General features: G+C 35.4%; 16 protein-coding genes. 11 read left to right on the plus strand and 5 right to left on the minus strand.

Going from position 1 to position 18052, the window contains the following annotated elements:
- Positions 1–10 precede the first annotated feature (10 nt).
- Genes BMW29_RS12485 through BMW29_RS12495 form a run of 3 tightly spaced genes read left to right on the plus strand, consistent with a single transcriptional unit; the run spans position 11 to position 2184 of the window.
- Positions 11–946, plus strand: coding sequence for a ring-cleaving dioxygenase (locus tag BMW29_RS12485; RefSeq protein ID WP_092653871.1), 936 nt, complete (start codon positions 11–13; stop codon positions 944–946).
- A 14-nt stretch (positions 947–960) separates the two neighbouring features.
- Positions 961–1569, plus strand: coding sequence for a flavin reductase family protein (locus BMW29_RS12490; RefSeq protein ID WP_092653873.1), 609 nt, complete (start codon positions 961–963; stop codon positions 1567–1569).
- Between the two features lie 15 nt (positions 1570–1584).
- Positions 1585–2184: an alpha/beta hydrolase gene (locus BMW29_RS12495; RefSeq protein ID WP_092653875.1), complete on the plus strand. Its 600-nt coding sequence runs from the start codon at positions 1585–1587 to the stop codon at positions 2182–2184.
- Positions 2185–2198: 14 nt separating this feature from the next.
- Here the strand turns inward: BMW29_RS12495 and BMW29_RS12500 are convergent, their stop codons facing one another.
- The 4 genes from BMW29_RS12500 to BMW29_RS12515 form a co-directional block, all read right to left on the minus strand.
- Positions 2199–2396, minus strand: a complete 198-nt coding sequence (locus tag BMW29_RS12500) for a hypothetical protein (protein WP_092653877.1) — start codon at positions 2394–2396, stop codon at positions 2199–2201.
- Between the two features lie 105 nt (positions 2397–2501).
- Complete coding sequence (locus BMW29_RS12505) at positions 2502–2990, minus strand: hypothetical protein (RefSeq protein WP_092653879.1); 489 nt, start codon at positions 2988–2990, stop codon at positions 2502–2504.
- Positions 2968–3780, minus strand: a complete 813-nt coding sequence (locus BMW29_RS12510; RefSeq protein ID WP_092653881.1) for a DUF3100 domain-containing protein — start codon at positions 3778–3780, stop codon at positions 2968–2970. Before BMW29_RS12510 ends, BMW29_RS12505 begins: the two co-directional genes overlap by 23 nt.
- A gap of 10 nt (positions 3781–3790) precedes the next feature.
- The gene (locus BMW29_RS12515; RefSeq protein WP_092653883.1) at positions 3791–5050 is read right to left on the minus strand and encodes a M20/M25/M40 family metallo-hydrolase; all 1260 of its coding nucleotides are present in this window, start codon (positions 5048–5050) and stop codon (positions 3791–3793) included.
- A 259-nt stretch (positions 5051–5309) separates the two neighbouring features.
- Here BMW29_RS12515 and BMW29_RS12520 point away from each other — a divergent pair, with 259 nt between their 5' ends.
- From BMW29_RS12520 to BMW29_RS12555, 8 genes are all read left to right on the plus strand, one after another.
- Positions 5310–7010, plus strand: coding sequence for a molecular chaperone HscC (locus BMW29_RS12520; protein ID WP_245706284.1), 1701 nt, complete (start codon positions 5310–5312; stop codon positions 7008–7010).
- Positions 7007–9043, plus strand: a complete 2037-nt coding sequence (locus tag BMW29_RS12525) for a J domain-containing protein (RefSeq protein ID WP_092653885.1) — start codon at positions 7007–7009, stop codon at positions 9041–9043. Before BMW29_RS12520 ends, BMW29_RS12525 begins: the two co-directional genes overlap by 4 nt.
- 153 nt (positions 9044–9196) lie before the next feature.
- Positions 9197–10171 carry a GMP reductase gene (gene guaC / locus BMW29_RS12530; protein ID WP_092653887.1) on the plus strand — a complete coding sequence of 325 codons (975 nt, stop codon included), beginning with the start codon at positions 9197–9199 and terminating at the stop codon, positions 10169–10171.
- 180 nt (positions 10172–10351) lie between these two features.
- Positions 10352–12415, plus strand: coding sequence for a heavy metal translocating P-type ATPase (locus BMW29_RS12535; protein ID WP_425431608.1), 2064 nt, complete (start codon positions 10352–10354; stop codon positions 12413–12415).
- A 206-nt stretch (positions 12416–12621) separates the two neighbouring features.
- Positions 12622–13188, plus strand: a complete 567-nt coding sequence (gene ahpC / locus BMW29_RS12540; RefSeq protein ID WP_092653889.1) for an alkyl hydroperoxide reductase subunit C — start codon at positions 12622–12624, stop codon at positions 13186–13188.
- A gap of 78 nt (positions 13189–13266) precedes the next feature.
- Entirely contained in the window at positions 13267–14943 is a 1677-nt protein-coding gene (locus BMW29_RS12545; protein ID WP_092653891.1) for an FAD-dependent oxidoreductase, read from the plus strand.
- Between the two features lie 99 nt (positions 14944–15042).
- On the plus strand, positions 15043–15255 hold the full coding sequence (locus tag BMW29_RS12550) for a zinc ribbon domain-containing protein (protein ID WP_092653893.1): 213 nt from the start codon (positions 15043–15045) through the stop codon (positions 15253–15255).
- A gap of 611 nt (positions 15256–15866) precedes the next feature.
- Positions 15867–17561 carry a MucBP domain-containing protein gene (locus BMW29_RS12555; RefSeq protein ID WP_092653895.1) on the plus strand — a complete coding sequence of 565 codons (1695 nt, stop codon included), beginning with the start codon at positions 15867–15869 and terminating at the stop codon, positions 17559–17561.
- A 230-nt stretch (positions 17562–17791) separates the two neighbouring features.
- Here the strand turns inward: BMW29_RS12555 and BMW29_RS12560 are convergent.
- The coding region (locus tag BMW29_RS12560; RefSeq protein ID WP_143047373.1) for a transposase at positions 17792–18052 on the minus strand (261 nt) is incomplete at its 5' end.

The following is an 18052-nucleotide window of genomic DNA, read 5'->3' on the forward strand; positions in this document are numbered from 1 at the left end:
GGTTATCAATATGAAAAAGCAAACAATGGGGATTCATCATATTTCAGCAATCGTGGGAAATCCACAAGAAAATGTCGATTTTTACGGAAAAGTATTAGGGTTAAGATTAGTCAAGCAAACCGTTAACTTTGATGATCCTGGAACTTACCATTTATACTTTGGAAATGGGCTAGGCAGTCCTGGTACGATTATTACCTTCTTCCCATGGGCAGGTGCCTATCCAGGTAAAGTTGGAGATGGTCAAGTCGGAATCACAGCATATGCGATTCCAATTGGTGCCTTAACTTTTTGGGAGCAACGTTTACAGCGCCTTAACATTGAAACAAAGCGTGTGACACGTTTCAACGAGACTTCTCTACAATTTGATGATCCACATGGTTTACATCTAGAATTGGTGGAAAGAGCAGCTGGTGCAGCAAATGATTGGATTTATGAAGACATTACGCCAAGTGTTGCGATTAAAGGTTTTGCAGGCGCTACTTTATATTCAGCTGCCCCAGTAGCCACCAAAGATGTTTTGGAGAATCTATTAGGGTTAACCTTTATTGCTGAGGAAGACAGCTTGATGCGCTTTCGTTCAACAGGTGACATTGGCAACATCATTGATTTAAAACAAACAAGTATGGGTCAAGCCAGAATGGGTGTCGGAACAGTGCATCATATTGCCTGGCGTGCCATAGATGATCAGGATCAAGTAGAATGGCAAGAATTAGCACAGGATGCTGGACAATATGTGACAGAAATTAAGGATCGTAACTATTTTAAAGCCGTTTACTTCAGAGAACCAGGTCAAATTTTATTTGAAATTGCGACAGATTCGCCAGGATTTGCTCATGATGAAAGTCTTGCGACCATGGGAGAAAAATTAATGCTACCTGCTCAATATGAACATTTAAGAGCTGAATTAACCCAAAAATTAATCCCCATCCAATTGCCAAAAAAATAATGGAGGCTAGGCATATGATTGATATCAATCCAGCAGATTTAACAGAACGCGAAAACTATAAATTTTTAATTGGCTCGATTATTCCTAGACCAATTGCTTTTGTAACCACACAGTCTAAAAATGGTGTGGTCAATGGCGCGCCTTTTAGTTATTTTAATATTGTGACCTCCAATCCGCCTATGATTTCACTAGCAATTCAACGAAAAGCAGGGCAGCTGAAGGATACAGCTAACAATTTACTAGCTACAAAAGAAGCTGTAATTCATATTGTCGACCAGCAAAATGTTGCGCTAATTAATGAGACAGCGGCTAATCTACCCTCAGATCAAAGTGAGGTTGAAGCAGCCGGTTTGAGGCTAGTACCATCCAAACGAGTAAGTGTTCCTGGGATTCAAGAAGCTAAAATCCGAATGGAAGCAATAGTGCATCAAAGTCTCACAATTGGAGAAAAAGATCAGCCTGTTAGTGATTTATTTATCTTAGAAATCAAACAATTTCATGTGACTCAAGCCCTTTATGAAAATGGGAGAATTGACCCGATTGGTTTAGGCGCTATGAGCCGACTAGCAGGAAATAACTATGGTACAATCGGAGACATCATTGAAATAAAAAGACCAGAATAAAAGGAGGGACAAAAAATGAAACATCTATTTAAACAAGGAGATAGCCAAAAACCAGTATTTTTATTGCTACACGGCACTGGTGGAGATGAACGAGATTTACTCCCAATTGCAGCATTTATTGACCCAACAGCTTCGATTTTAAGTGTCAGAGGGAATGTTTTAGAAAATGGCATGCCACGTTTCTTTAAACGCTTAAGTGAGGGTATCTTTGATGAAGCCGACTTAACTTTGCGAACAGCTGAATTACATGCATTTCTAAAGGAAGCAGCGACTAATTATGGTTTTTCATTAGAGCGTATTATCCCAATTGGTTATTCAAATGGCGCCAATATTGCTGCGAGTATGCTGTATCGTTTTCCTCATGTATTTGAAGCAGCGATTTTATTACACGCGATGGTGCCTATACGAAACAAGGAAATTCCAGTATTAGAAGGCATGAAAATCTTTTTATCTGGAGGAGAACATGATCCGATTGTTCCGATAAAGGAAACCAAAGAGCTGCAACAAGCTTTGATAGCTGCAGGTGGAGATGTAAGTCTCTACTTTGGGACATCTCATCAATTGACGCAGACTGAGCTGAATGCAGCGAAGAATTGGTATCAACAAAGCTATTGAAGGAAAAGTCTTTTTTATGAAAGCCCATCAAGAAAACCTTTGATGACATCAATTGTACAAATTAAGAGAATGGCAGTCAAAATGAGCAACAAGGCAAGATAGATTGTTTTAGGTAATTTTACTTTTTTTCTATGTATGGTAACAAATCCGTAGAGACTAGACAACAAAATCAGCCATTTGGCAAAGTCTTCTAAATAATTTAATAGTGCCACGAAAAACACCTCCTATCAGATATAGTAACAAGTATTATGAGCTTGTATCAAGTTTTATTTAAAAAAGATTCTTACTTCACTTTGATGAAGTAAGAATCTTTTTGATTATTTACCACTCAAAATCAAACCAAGCTGTGCAATTAAAGCACTACCTGTATAAGTGCCCATGAAAACAAAAACAGCTACAATTGCGACACGCCATGAGGTTTTACTTAAATCAACTAAATGATCTGCAACTGAAATGCCCGCAAAAGCTAAGACAGGTGTTGTGATGGCTAAGAAATCAACGGCACCAATTGCTTCAACAAAAAAATTAGAAGTTAAGCAAAATACTAAAGAAACAATTGAAACCCAACCGAGTACAGGGAAGTCTGCCAAAACCTTCAAGTTCGTTTTTTTCATTAAATCAGAAATCAACAAACCAAGAAATGCGAAGCCCCATAAAACAAGTAATCCAGCAATTGTCATCCAGTTAATCGGAGTAGACTCAGGATTTTTAACAAGCTTGATAAATTGTGTAAATAAAATTAATGAGATACTAAGAGCAAGGACTAGCCCGAATTTGATATATTTATGCTGCACGAGTTTTGTCATTTTTCTTACCTCCAGTTAATAATTTATACATAAAGCTTTGTAAAGGAACGGCGATAAAGACCATTGTATAAGTGCCTAAGAAGCTAGTTAACAGCTGACTTGCTGCAGCATAAGAAAGAATCACACTTTCATTTTCAGGCATCATAGCAACTAAGGAAGAAGAAGCAGCTGTCATCATACTTGCTGATCCTACACCAGAAGACATGGCTAAAGCACGATAGTCAAAGCCAAAGGAAAGTAATAATGGTGCAAAGACACTAAAGAAAATCGCGCCAAACAATGTCCCAATTAGATAAAGTGAAAGTACACCACGACCTTCAGGAGAGTTCAAGGTATATTTTTCAGAAATATAAGCAAGCTCCCCCTCACGACCTAAACCAAGTGTAGCGCCAATCGCTTCACGTTTTAAACCTAACAATAAGGCAATCGGTAAACCAATTAAAACAGTTCCCACGTTTCCTAATTCTTGGAATAAAAAGACCCAGCCAACGCTTAGAATTTCTTTTAATTTTGGTGCAACATCAGCACCGTAGCGAGCCATTAGAGGTAACATGATAAAAATTAAATACTTACCAGCAAAATCGACATTTTCTTTTGCATAAACTTTCTTTAAAACGCCTTTTCTAAATGCAGGAATTCCTAAGACCATTCCAATTAACACTGCAAACACAAGAGGTAAAATTGAAATTCTAACTTTTCCAACAGGAATTGATTGAATGCCAATCATCTCGGCAATAAATATAATGACTAAAATAAAGCCTAAAAAATACAAACCATTCTTCTTTTTCATTCTTCTCCTCCTATTTTGCGATTGATTGAATTAATGCTTCATATTCTGCATAACTTCTTTTATATAATTGTGAAGCATCAATATTGCCATTCATTTCTTTTAAAACATCCACTAAGAATCTTGGGAATTGTTCTAAAACAAAACGGTCATCAACCATTTTAAAGTCATCGCCATGAATCGTTCCTTCAAAGCCACCATAACTAATTTGAATACAAGGGAACATAAAGGCTAAATCGCCAATATCACCAGCAGCAGCAATCCCGCCACGATCATCAATGATGTCAATGATTTCCTCAGATTGATCGAAAGCTTTCTTAACAAAAGTATTTAAATAACGATTTTGAACAAATGGTAAGTAGCCCATATCTGTTTCAATTTCTACCTGACCATTTAAAGCCAAGGCACTACCTTTTGCTGCATCATCTAAGCGATGTGCTGTTTCTTGCATATATTCAACCGTTTTTGTACGTAAATCAGTTCCCACAGTAATATGATTTGGTACAACGTTTGTCGACATATCGCTATCCATCACAATTGGATTGACACGTACCATTTGGTCATCACGGAATTGCTGACGATTTAAACCAACTGCTACATTAAACAGAGTGGACATGCTATATGCGTTGACGCCAGAAAATGGATCAAAGCCAGCATGACTTGCTTTCCCAGTAAAATGATAACGTTTATATAAGAAGCCTGCTAGATCACAATCAATTTCAATCGTTGGGCGTGCAAATTCTTCACCAATTGAGTGAACACAAACACCAAAGTCCATCCCATCAAAAACACCAAGCTTCATGGCTTCTGGTTTACCACCTAAATAAGTGATTTTGCCATCTGCAACCAATTGCTTACGATAGTCTAAATCTAAATACTCCTCAGCAGGAATAAAGACAAAAGCAATATTATAATCAAAGTCTTCATGAATTTTTGTTTCCATAAAATAAGCATAAAGAGCAAGTGCAATGGTCACTTGTGTAAAATGGCCACAATTATGTGCAGCGCCAGTTTCTTTATCTGCGTTAAAGTGAGAGGGTGCGTAAACGGCATCTAATTCAGCGATAAAAGCCATTGTTAGTGGTTTGTCAGTTGTTAAATAGGTTTTAATTCCGGTTGAGCTAAATGTCTCTAACTCAGCTTGAGGATTTTCTTTTTTGAGGAAATCACGAACAAGAGCGGATGTTTCCCATTCTTTATATCCTAATTCAGGTCGATCGAAAATTTTTTCAGCAATCTCTTTCATCTCTGCGAATCTTTCTTTAAAAAACATGTTTACCCCTCCAAATGATGGTTTTTTAACCTCTTTTAATGATAAAGGGAAATCATTATGAAGTCAATGGTTTTTGTGGTTAAAAGCGAACGATTTTTAAAATAAATAATTTATCGTTCGATATATATACATGTGTTGAAATCGAAATTTACGATGTATTAATTAATACAAATGAAAAAATTTTCTATATAAATGAACTTCTGGTTTATGTTAAAATTTAATAGAGCGAACAAATAATCATATAGTAATAAAAAAGGGAGTGGTAATAATCGCTATTTTAGGAATAGATTTAGGGACATCGAATAGTGCAATTGGTTATTGGAATGGAGAAGAGGCCATTTTAATCCCCAATGCTCATGGAGATTTACTGACGCCATCTGTTGTTGGGATTGACAATCATGATGAAGTTGTTGTTGGTAAAATTGCAAAAGAGCGATTAATTACATATCCGGAACAGACATTTTCCTTATTTAAAAGATATATGGGAACAAATAAAACCTATACAATTGGTAAGCATCAATTTACCTCAGTAGATTTATCTGCTTTTGTTTTAAAATCGTTGAAGCAGGATGCTGAAAGCTATTTAGGAGAGGTTTGTGATAAGGTTGTTATCAGTGTGCCGGCCTATTTTAATAATTTGCAGAGACAAGCTACATTAGATGCTGCAAAATTAGCTGGTCTACAAGTAGAAAAATTGATTAGTGAGCCAACAGCTGCGGCTTTAGCTTATGGGCTACAACAGCTAGGTGAAGAATTATCCTGTATTGTTCTAGACCTAGGTGGTGGTACATTTGATGTGTCGATTTTAGATATGTTTGAAGGTATTGTGCAGGTTATTTCAATTGCAGGGGATAATTATCTAGGTGGAGAAGACTTTACGAAGGTAATCCTTCAGCACTTATTGAAAAAATGTGAACTAGATTTTGATCAACTCACACAAAGTGAAAAGGGGATCTTGTATAAACAAGCAGAATTTTGCAAGCAGCAATTAAGTGAGCGCAATCATGTTGAAGTGACCTTTACCATACAAGAACAAGCCTATACTTATCAATTGACAGAGTCTGAATGGAAAAAATTACTAGCAGATTTACTAATGAAGATTCAGCATCCTATTATTCGTGCTTTACAAGATGCTAAGCTAAAACCAAAGGATTTTTCTGCAGTCTTATTAATTGGCGGTGCAACAAAAATGCCTGTCTTTCGCCAGCACATGGCCAAGTTTTTTGGCAAAATGCCGTATATGAATTTAAATCCAGATGAAGCAGTTGCGTTAGGTGCTGTGATTCAATCAGCATTATTAAATAAAAATGAAAAATTTGATGAGCTTATTTTAACAGATGTCTGTGGTTATTCTTTAGGAATCGAAACTGCAAAAACAGTGAATCATCAGGAGAAATCCGGGTATTTTTCACCGATTATCGAAAGAAACACAACCATTCCTGTGAGTCATGCATATCCTTTTTATACGACACATCCAAATCAAGATCAGCTACATTTGAAAGTTTTTCAAGGTGAGAGCATGTATGTTAAAAATAATATCTTAATTGGCGAGATTGAATTTGATATTAATCCTAAACCTAGTATTCAAGAAATAAAAGTTCGTTTTACTTATGATAAGAGTGGCATTTTGGAAGTAATTGTTTCTTTAGAGAGTGGAGAGCAAAAAGTATTAATCATAGAAAATAATGTGTCCCATGCACTGACTCCAGAAGAAATTAAAAAACGATTGAAAATGCTAGCAAAAATTAAAATTCATCCAAGGGAGCGTGCTGAAGTTCGTTTATTGTTAGAAATTTCAGATCGTTTATTTGAAGAATCAACTGCAGAAAAACGTTATTATATCCAAAGAGCAACAGAAGTGTTTGAAGAAGCAATTGAGCAGCAAAATGAAAGAAGTTTACAAAAAGCAATGAAGCATTTTGAGCAACAGCTGAAAGAAATAGAGGGTGCAGGTCTATGAGGGATTGCTGGGAAGTTTTAGGGATTGAACCAACAAACGATATCAGGGTTATTAAAAAAGCTTATGCACAGCTTTTAAAGAATGAGGTAACTGATGAGGATATTTCGACTTTTCAAAAGATAAAAGAAGCTTTTGATGAAGCGATCAAGCGTGCAAAATCGAAAGATTTAGAAGTGGATTCAATTCAGGGAAGATTTACAGAAGAATTATTTTTTGAAAATGATGTGCAACAAAAGATACAAGATGATGAAACAGACAGTTGGTTAAAACTGGAAGAAGCATTGCAAAAACTGATAGCTAATTCAGCTGAACGTAAGCAAATTACAAATTGGCAAAGCTTTTTCTGGGAGCAAGATTTAATGGATTTTGAAAAATTCCAATTGATTCGATATAAAATAAAAAATATCCTACTGGATCAGTATTATCTTTTTTCCCGAGAAGTGAATGAATATCTCATAGAAACCTATCAAATAGAGGATATCACTCATGAAGATCAGCTAACTTCATTGAAGCAAGCCATCTTTTTTCCATTAAATTTACCTGAACAAATGTCAGATGAACTAAAAAACAAGTATTATCATTTACGTTATCGTGTCTATGAATGCTTGAAAAATAATCAGATGCTAGAAATAGAACGCTTGCTAAAAGAATGTAAAATGATTGATACTTCTGATCCAGATTTAATTACTTTAGAAGGTATTTATGTCATAAAAAGCAATTACTATCAAAAACGTGATTTAAAACGAGCAGATGTTTTGATGCGTCAAGCTTTAGAACTAGACCCTGCTCATCATACCGCTTACTTATATCATGTATTTTTGACTGCAACTGATGAAGATTGGAAAAAGCGTAAAAAAAATATTAAAGAAGCTTTGACCAGCTATTATTTATTTGATTCAGCACTTATTTTAGGATTCGTTTATGCCGTGTTAGAAGATTATGAGGAGAGCTCGCGTTATTTCTTCCAAGTGCCTGATTATTTGCGGACAACATTCTACAAGCAAATAAGACAAGTTTTTAGACAAAGAGAAGAAGTGTTGTATGAAATGGGAACGATTTATGATATTCAGTTATCAAAGAAACGAACAGTAGAAATGGCCAAGCTAAAAAAAGAAAAAGTTCAACTGGAAAAACAAAAAGGTGGATTTAGTGCACCAATTATTAGTATTTCATTGGTATTGATTGCTATTTTTGCGATATTTAGCACAATGAGAGATACGGATAAACCATGGGTGGAAAAAAATAATTTTCAAAAATATCAATTTGAAAGTCCTCTTAATGGTAGTAAAAATATTGGGATGAGCAATATTGTTCTTAATGTTGAGGAAGACCGCGAGCGATATGGTGTTATTTGGGAGTTTATATATGAATATCTAGGTGGAAAAAGTAGTGAAAAACAAGCCTTTATTACTACACATGTAGATAGTAGTTATCAAGAAATTTTTGAAAAAAATGCTCAAGGAGACATTTATTACAGTAGTTACAGTTATATATCCTATCAAAAAATGGAGAATGGTGAAAAATGGTATCTGCTTTCTACTTCCATAGGAAGGAACCAACTAATCGTTCAAGTAAATGGATCCAATCAAATCATTCGTATTTACGGGCAACATTGGGAAAATATTTCGGAGCAAGATTTTGATGAAATGGCTTTTAAGATACTTAGGAATTATGAAGACTCAGCTGTCTATTTAACTGATTATTTTCTATATTATGAAGATGAACAACATTCGGTACTGACTGTTGAGATTTATATATCTTTAGATTATTATCCAACTTTATTACGTGAACTAAAACAACTGGAACAAAAAGGGATAGATATGAAGGATTTTCATGGTGGAAAAATATTTTCTTCTTATTTAAATAATGGTGAGTATTGTATTGTTGCAAAATCTTATTCAAACGGGGATATTATTATCACTTTTGATGCGGAGAAAAGAGTAAAAAGGGTTTATACAATGGCTGATGGTAAGCTGACGGATCAAGAATGGGAAGAAATTATGACTCGATTAATACTAATTAATAGGGAATAATAAGTGAAAAATGACAATAATCCTTTGACAAAACTAAAATAATAGTGTAAATTGTCATAGGTGCGAAAAATAATAAGGATACGCCTTTTTAATGTTCGTGTTTTCAGAGGAAGGTTCCTAAAAAGTAATGCACACCAAAGGAGCGTCATATAAATGAAGATTTTTGATTATGAAGATGTCCAATTAATTCCAAACAAATGTATTGTAGAAAGCCGTTCAGAATGTGATACAAAGGTAACGTTAGGTAATCGCACATTTGATTTACCAGTGGTTCCTGCAAACATGCAAACCATTATTGATGAAAAACTAGCCATTTGGATGGCTGAAAATAATTATTTCTATATTATGCACCGTTTTGATGAAGCAGGAAGAATCCCTTTCACAGAAATGATGCAAGGGAAAGGCTTATTTGCTTCAATTAGTGTGGGTGTTAAACCAGAAGAATATGCTTTTGTTGAAGAATTAGCAAGTCTACAACTGGTTCCTGAATATATTACAATAGATATTGCTCATGGTCATTCTGAGCAAGTGATTAAAATGATTCGTCATATTAAAGAATATTTACCTGAATCATTTGTGATTGCTGGCAATGTTGGAACACCAGAAGCAGTACGCGAGTTAGAAAATGCTGGTGCTGATGCAACAAAGGTTGGGATTGGACCAGGTAAAGTTTGTATTACCAAAATTAAAACAGGCTTTGGCACAGGCGGCTGGCAATTATCTGCTTTACGCTGGTGTGCAAAAGCAGCCAGAAAACCATTAATTGCTGATGGTGGGATTCGTACAAATGGAGATATTGCTAAATCAATTCGTTTCGGTGCAACAATGGTGATGATTGGTTCTTTATTTGCTGGACATGAGCAATCACCAGGTGAAACAGTGAAACTCAATGGCAAAGTTTATAAAGAGTATTTTGGCAGTGCCTCTGAATATCAAAAAGGCGAGCGTAAAAACGTTGAAGGTAAAAAAATGCTGATTGATTATCAAGGGGATATTGCAGATACGTTATTAGAAATGAAACAAGACTTACAATCTTCTATTTCGTATGCAGGTGGAAAAGATGTAGAAGCTATTCGAAAAGTTGATTATGTGATTGTGAAAAATTCAATTTTTAATGGTGATCGTTAAAAAGTGCAAGAAGGATGAAATGACAGTTTAACAAGCTGTTGTTTCATCCTTTTTTCATGATGTTAAAGTTCGAGTGAAATAATTTGACATAAAACGTTTACAGTTGTAAATTTAAAATGTGAAGAAATATAGATGCACGTGATGTTGTATCTATCAATTGTTTGAACAAAGGAGGAAGAGATGATGAATAAACAAATGAACCATCATAATCACCATTCTGAGTATCATGAAATGGCGCATCACGATATGAACCATGCTGAAATGAGCCATGAAGGAATGGATCATTCGATGCATATGGGCAATTTGAAGCAAAAGTTTTTTGTATCACTATGCTTAGCGATACCTATTATCATTTTATCTCCAATGATGGGAATCAATTTACCTTTCCAAATGACCTTCACAGGTTCTGATTGGATTGTACTTATATTAGCAACAATTTTATTCTTTTATGGCGGTATGCCATTTTTACAAGGAGCGAAAATGGAATTGAAAGGGAAAAATCCTGCAATGATGACACTAATTTCTTTAGGTATTTCGGTAGCCTATCTTTATAGTGTCTATGCATTCATTTCCAATCAATTTTTGCAGAACGGACATGTGATGGACTTCTTCTGGGAGCTAGCGACGTTGATTTTGATTATGCTACTTGGCCATTGGGTTGAAATGAATGCCATTCAAAATGCAGGAAATGCTTTACAAAAAATGGCAGAATTATTACCTAGCACGGCAACAATAGTGAATGAAGCAGGCGATCTGAAGATTGTTTCTTTACAGGAAGTTCAAGTAGGCCAATTCGTAGTGGTTAAAGCAGGTGAAAAAGTTCCGACTGACGGTGTGATTACAGTAGGGAAAACTTCTATAAACGAGTCTATGGTGACAGGAGAATCAAAAGAAGTGAGCAAAGCAATCGCTGATCAAGTAATTGGTGGTTCCGTGAATGGATCTGGGACGATTACTGTCAAAGTAACTGGCACAGGTGAGTCAGGCTACTTATCTCAAGTGATGCAGCTAGTTAGTAGTGCACAAAAAGAAAAATCAAAGGTGGAATCTCTTTCTGATAAAGTAGCAAAATGGCTGTTTTATATTGCATTATCGTTTGGTATTGGTGCATTTATTGTTTGGTTACTGATGACAAAGGATTTGAATATCGCCTTTGAACGAATGGTAACGGTCCTCATTATTGCTTGTCCCCATGCCTTAGGCTTAGCGATTCCGCTCGTTGTGGCGCGCTCTACCTCTTTAGGCGCCAAGAACGGCTTATTAATTAAAAATAGACAAGCTTTAGAAGTTGCAAAAAAAGTCGATACGATTTTAATGGATAAAACAGGTACTTTAACTGAAGGAAATTTTTCAGTCACAGCTATCAAAGCTTTTTCGACGGCTTATACCAAAGAGGATATTTTAAGTTATATGAGTGCATTAGAAAATAATTCGAGTCATCCTTTAGCAACGGGGGTTTTAAAAGAACAGAAAAAAACGAAGCAAACAATTCCAGTAGCTACAGACATTCGTAACATTGCAGGTGTTGGGCTAGAAGGAATCGTTGCGCAACTTCAATTGAAAATAGTGAGTGTCTCTTATTTAAATAAAAATCAGCTTGTCTATGACCAGTCCATTTTTCATGAGTTAGCTAGTAAAGGCTATACAGTCAGCTTTTTATTGATTAATGGGGAAGTTGCTGGTTTAATTGCACAAGGGGATCAAATCAAACCACAAGCGAAGAAAATGATTCAAGCTTTGAAATCAAAAGGTATTTCACCAGTGATGTTAACAGGTGATAACAAACAAGCTGCGGTTGCAGTTGCTACCTATTTAGGAATTGATGCAATTCATGCAGAGTTATTACCTGAAGAGAAGGAACAAATTGTCAGAGATTATCAAAAAGAAGGAAAAACGGTCATGATGGTAGGCGATGGTGTGAACGATGCACCTAGCTTGGTTCGTGCTGATATTGGGATAGCCATTGGCGCAGGGACAGATGTAGCTGTGGAATCTGCGGATGTGATTTTAGTTAAAAGTGATCTAGCAGATATTTTACATTTCCTTTCCCTTGCTCGTAATACAGCGAAAAAAATGCTTCAAAACTTATGGTGGGGAGCAGGTTATAATATCCTTGCAATTCCACTTGCAGCAGGTGTTTTAGCTTTTGCTGGTGTTATTCTAAGTCCAGCAGTTGGCGCCATTTTAATGTCATTTAGCACCGTCATTGTAGCCATTAATGCAATGCTATTAAAAATAGATTAACTGACTTATAAACAAAATATCTCCTAACCTCTTATCCACTATGTTATAATGATAGTCGGCATAAGAGGTTTCTTATTGCCATTTTTAGCTAGATGATAATTATTCTTTTGACAGAATAATATTAATCTGTTAACCTAATAGTAGTGAAAAAAATGAGCAATGTAACTCGTAAAACTTACAAGCATAGAATAGAGAGGACGGATAAAATGAGCAATTTAATTAACACAAAACTAATCGACTTTGAGGTAGACGCTTACCAAAAAGGTGAATTTATTAAAGTAAAAACTGAAGATATTATTGGGAAATGGAGTATCTTTTTCTTCTATCCAGCAGATTTTTCATTTGTTTGTCCAACAGAATTAGGCGATCTTCAAGATCATTATCAAGGCTTTAAAGATGCCAACTGCGAAATTTATTCTGTTTCAGAAGATAGCCATTTTGTGCATAAAGCATGGGCGGATGCAACAGATACAATTGGTAAAATTGAATACCCAATGTTAGCAGATCCAAATGGTAAATTAGCACGTTTCTTTGGCGTTTTAGATGAAGAAGCAGGACAAGCTTTACGTGGCTCATTTGTTGTGAACCCAAGAGGTGAAATCCAAGCTTATGAAATCCATAATATGGGTATTGGTAGAAATGCAGAAGAACTATTGAGAAAATTAGAAGCTGCAGTCTTTGTAGAGCAACATGGCGATCAAGTTTGTCCAGCAAATTGGAAACCAGGTGAAGATACAATTGCACCAAGCTTAGACTTAGTAGGTAAAATCTAATAATAAATGAGGGCGGCTCTATTCCAGATGAATGGAATAGAGCTTTTTTCAAGCAGATAGAAAAAGGAGCGTAAAAAAATGACAGCACATATTTATGATTTAGTTATCATTGGTGGTGGTTCAGCAGCCTTATCAGCAGGTGTTTATGCAGGTAGAGCGATGATGGATACCTTAATTATTGAAAAAGATAAAATTGGTGGACAAGTTACAACCACTTCTGAAATTGTGAATTACCCAGGTTTTAGAGCCACAACTGGCCCTCATTTAATGAAGGAAATGCATGATCAGGCTCAAGATTTTGGCGTAACATTTGTAACAGATGAAATTACGGATGTGACATTAGAAGGCGAAGTAAAAACTTTAAAAGGAAATAAAGAAACCTATCAAGCACGTGCCGTTTTAATTGCAACAGGTGCATCTGCTCGTAAAATTGGTTTCCCTGGAGAGATTGAATTTACAGGTCGTGGTATTGCCTATTGTTCAACTTGTGATGGTGAATTCTTTACAGATATGGATATTTTTGTACTTGGTGGCGGTTATGCAGCAGCAGAAGAAGCAGTTTATTTAACGCGTTATGGCAAATCAGTTACCATGATTATTCGTGAACCAGATTTTACTTGTGCACAAATGACAGCAGATCAAGCCAAAAATAACCCTAAAATCAAGATTGTTTATAATACTGAAGTCAAAGAAGTGACTGGCGATGATATGCTTAAAAAAGCTGTGTTCGTTAATAATGTGACAGGGGAAACAACGACATTTGAAGCATCTGAAGAAGATGGTGGCTTTGGCATGTTTGTCTTTGCAGGTAATAAACCAAGTACTGAAATCTTTGAAGGGAAGATAGAGCTAGCTCGTGGTGGCTATATTGAAACGGATGAGTTAATGCAAACCAGCGTACCTGGTGTTTATGCAGCAGGAGATTTACGTGTCAAAGAATTGCGCCAAATTGTCACAGCTGTTGCTGATGGTGCGATTGCTGCAACAGTGGCTCAAAAATATGTTGCAACTGAAAAAGAACGTTTAGGCTTGCCTGTTGTTACCAAGAAAATGACACCACAAGCACCAAAATCAGCAACAACTACTGCACCAGCTCAAGCAGCACCAACAGCATCAACTACCAATGAATGGTTCCCAGCAGCAATGAAGGAACAATTAAAAGGTATTTTTGCGAAACTAACCAAACCAGTCACACTTGTCAATATCTTAGATCAAAGCCAGCCTAAATCATTAGAGCTTGAAGCCTTCTTAAAAGAAATTACTGCTTTAAGTGATTTGATTTCCTTAGAAAGTGTCCTAGCAGGAAGCGATGCTGCTTTTGAAGAAAGTGTTCACCTAACAAGATTGCCAGCAGCCGTTTTATTAGATGAAAACAAACAATATACAGGCATTAAATTCAGTGGTGTGCCAAGTGGACATGAAGTGAATTCACTTGTACTAGCAATTTATAATGTAGGAAGCGAAGGCCAGCCAATTGAAGCCGATTTAGTTGCGCGTATTCAAAAATTACCAGCAACAAAAATTGAAATTTGTGTCTCTCTTTCTTGTCACTACTGTCCAGATGTGGTTGCAGCGTGTCAAAGAATTGCATCAATTAATCATCAAGTAGAAGCTGAAATGATTGATACAGCCCTCTTCCCTGAGTTGAAAAAAGAGAAAAAACTAATGAGCGTACCAGCGATGATTATCAATGATGAGCAAGTGATTTTTGGGGCAAAAACATTAACTGAAATTATTGAAGCGATCGAAGGATAAAGGTAGTAAGCTAAGATACATCCTTGGACGGATACAAAAAAGCTAATTATCTCATATAATAAAAACATCAAAAGCAAGTCAGAAAGGAAATGACTAAAGATGAATCAAAAACAATATGTTTGTGATAAATGCGGTTGCCAAACTTATGATCATGATCAATTCCAAGCAACTGGTGGAAATTTCTCAAAGATTTTTGATATCCAAAATAAAAAGTTTATTACAATTAGCTGCACAAGCTGTGGTTTTACTGAATTGTATAAATCACAAACCTCTGATGGTTGGAATGTGTTAGACTTTCTTATTGGTAGCTAGATAATCAAAATAAGATTGAGATAAAAGGTGTTCAGGTTTGATTACCCTTAATAAAAGTCATTTAGGTCTGGGATAAAACTTTTTAGTTTTATTTCAGGCCTATTCTCTTTTTATAGTATAGAAATGATTTTTTTCGCTTTTACAATCCTATTCTTTTAATGAGATGTTTTTTTGAAATAGCGTATTTTAGTTTAATTTATAGCTAAAAAAATACTGTTTTAGTATGCCTCCACCCATAAAAAAAGTTAATTTTCCTCTTCGTTTTATTGTATATTAAAATTGTATCTGACGGTGTTTTTAACTGTGTGAACATTCGGTTTGTTTTTAGTTAAAAACAAAGGTTGGAAGCTTGCGAAATGAGCGATGAACTGCTGTTGACAGCTGTTTGTGAATGGTGTAATCTAATCTTGGAAGGACTGTTTTATTTTATACAGGAATACAAATTAAAGACATTCATAAAATGGAAAGCTTGAACATGTTGTGATGAAAAGATTCTTGCTATTCAGTCTTTTTTTTCTGTTGTTTTTCAGAGTATAGAGTTAAGACAGCTAACATAAAGAAATTGTTTATCGAATAGAAAATAGTATATACTGAAAAGAGATGATAAAAAGATGTTAAAGAAAAAGTGGTTCAATATAATCATTTTAACAGGTTGTCTATTCTTGTTTGCTGGTTTTATGCAACATAGTAGCGCAGAGACTATTAAAGAACCTGAAGTGAAAATAGGTGAGGAAAAGGCGATTGATTTTATTGTAAAAAGAAGCCCAAGTACATTTACGCTTGAAAATTTAACGGTTAAAAAGGATTTAGGAACAATCAAAACAGTGAATATTGAGATGCCAGAAGGAGTAGGTTTAAACTTTTTTCCGCCCGCTGGTTGGGTAACTTATAGTAGACCCAATAGTACATATTTTAACTTTTTATTAACAGCGAATAATAGCCCAGAAGATGTGGAAAGAATTCTCAGTGGATTAACTTTTTCCGATAAAAAAACAAAAACAATAAAAGGGAAAATTAGTATCACCGTTGAAACAGAAGCGATATCTGCATGGAATGCGCATCCAGATGGTAAGATGCATTATTATAAATTTGTTCCAACAGGTAGCCAACCGCTGACCTTTTTAGAAGCTTATAATGCAGCAAAAAAAGAACGTTATAACGGTTTAACAGGCTATCTTGCAACTATCACAAGTGCAGCTGAACATGATTTTATTTTTGATTCAATTGCAAAAGCGCCAGGATGGTTAGGTGGAACGAGAATGGTCAATAACGATAGGACACGTATTAATGATGAAGCATCTATTCCAACAGCGATTCATAATTATGATATTACCGCTGGTTCTTGGTATTGGGTAAGTGGTCCAGAAGCAGGAAAAGTCTTTTTTGAAGGGAAAACTTTTGCTACAGGATTTGTTCCAATTGGCGGATATGCAAGCTGGAACAACTCGCCTAAACAACAGCCTGATAATAATGGTGGAGTAGAATATACATTAGAATTTGCTTCATTTGATAGTAAATTATGGAATGATTTATCCTATGACCATCTATCAACAATGCACAATCAAGGTTATTATGTAGAGTTTAGTGAATATGGAAATCAAAAAGAAGTAAACTCCGATGCTTGTGAAGCCGATATCCCACAATACATTACAGTAAAGTATTTGGACCAAGCAAATAATGAAGTTTTAGCACCATCAGTCTATGCGGGCACTACTTTTTCTTTTGGTGAAGTTTATAATACAGCTAATTTACAAAAAGAAATTAAAGGCTATGATTTAGTTGCAGTTCCTGCTAATGCGCAAGGAAAATATGGTGGTGAACCAATTACTGTGACTTATTATTATGTGAAACAGCAACTAACATTCCATATCCAACAAGTAATTTTAAACCATAATGCTCAACTGGTTATACCTAGTAAAGGGTATGCTGAGATCGATAATCTAGCTATGATGAATCCATTAGATCCAGAATCACCGAATATAAGCTATGAAAAAATGAATGTTACAACACAATCACTCACTACAAATGCAGATGATTATACAACTGTGACGCTCGTAAGAAATCCCAGTGGACAATATTATCGAATAACGGGAATGATTCCAGAATATTATGAATCAGTAGGGTATGTGTTAACAGATATAGCAACACCTCATTCAGTTGAAAATGCAAAATCTGGAAAACCAATCATTGACACACATTTGGAAAAAAAGGAATATTGGGTAACTTTCTATTTGAAGCCAATCACCGAATTACCTAAACCTCATAGTTGGGGTTATAACACTAACAGTTTTAATAATTTTCAATAAATCTAACGAATGTTAGGTAAAGATACATTTGCAAGCTAATTGTAGTAGTCATAAAATTAAAAAAAATCAAGCTATTCTGATGATTGAAATCAGAATAGCTTGATTTTTTAATTTATATCCAACGATGATTCATTTCTTGTAGTAGAAATGATTTGGGCACTTTGTCAAATCGGACTGATAGTGTCACCTATGAACATTGGAGGAAGAAGAAATTCTTTCCCCAATGTTTTTTATGCGTATTGAATTAAACCATTCATTAAAAATACCCGTGTTCTCATATTTGAGAAGCTACGAAAGCCATAAGAGACGCGTTTCAGTGTTTTGATATGAGTGTGAAGATTTTCCAATCGTGCATTTGAGTAGCTTTTTTTAAAAGCCATTCGAATGCCATCTTCATATTTAATAAATGCTTTTTTTACATAATGAAGTTCCTTTGGAACATGATGAGGCATTGTTTGAAGCAACTGGAAGAACTGATCTGCATTCCTCTC

Origin of the sequence: Isobaculum melis, assembly GCF_900111355.1 — a bacterium.
GTDB lineage: Bacteria > Bacillota > Bacilli > Lactobacillales > Carnobacteriaceae > Isobaculum > Isobaculum melis.

Bases quoted from the DNA above. Each gene is read 5' to 3' on its own strand.
- BMW29_RS12485 (WP_092653871.1), top strand. From the start codon at position 11: ATGAAAAAGCAAACAATGGGGATTCATCATATTTCAGCAATCGTGGGA.
- BMW29_RS12490 (WP_092653873.1), top strand. From the start codon at position 961: ATGATTGATATCAATCCAGCAGATTTAACAGAACGCGAAAACTATAAA.
- BMW29_RS12495 (WP_092653875.1), top strand. From the start codon at position 1,585: ATGAAACATCTATTTAAACAAGGAGATAGCCAAAAACCAGTATTTTTA.
- BMW29_RS12505 (WP_092653879.1), bottom strand. From the start codon at position 2,990: ATGACAAAACTCGTGCAGCATAAATATATCAAATTCGGGCTAGTCCTT.
- BMW29_RS12510 (WP_092653881.1), bottom strand. From the start codon at position 3,780: ATGAAAAAGAAGAATGGTTTGTATTTTTTAGGCTTTATTTTAGTCATT.
- BMW29_RS12515 (WP_092653883.1), bottom strand. From the start codon at position 5,050: ATGTTTTTTAAAGAAAGATTCGCAGAGATGAAAGAGATTGCTGAAAAA.
- BMW29_RS12525 (WP_092653885.1), top strand. From the start codon at position 7,007: ATGAGGGATTGCTGGGAAGTTTTAGGGATTGAACCAACAAACGATATC.
- guaC (WP_092653887.1), top strand. From the start codon at position 9,197: ATGAAGATTTTTGATTATGAAGATGTCCAATTAATTCCAAACAAATGT.
- BMW29_RS12535 (WP_425431608.1), top strand. From the start codon at position 10,352: ATGATGAATAAACAAATGAACCATCATAATCACCATTCTGAGTATCAT.
- ahpC (WP_092653889.1), top strand. From the start codon at position 12,622: ATGAGCAATTTAATTAACACAAAACTAATCGACTTTGAGGTAGACGCT.
- BMW29_RS12545 (WP_092653891.1), top strand. From the start codon at position 13,267: ATGACAGCACATATTTATGATTTAGTTATCATTGGTGGTGGTTCAGCA.
- BMW29_RS12550 (WP_092653893.1), top strand. From the start codon at position 15,043: ATGAATCAAAAACAATATGTTTGTGATAAATGCGGTTGCCAAACTTAT.
- BMW29_RS12555 (WP_092653895.1), top strand. From the start codon at position 15,867: ATGTTAAAGAAAAAGTGGTTCAATATAATCATTTTAACAGGTTGTCTA.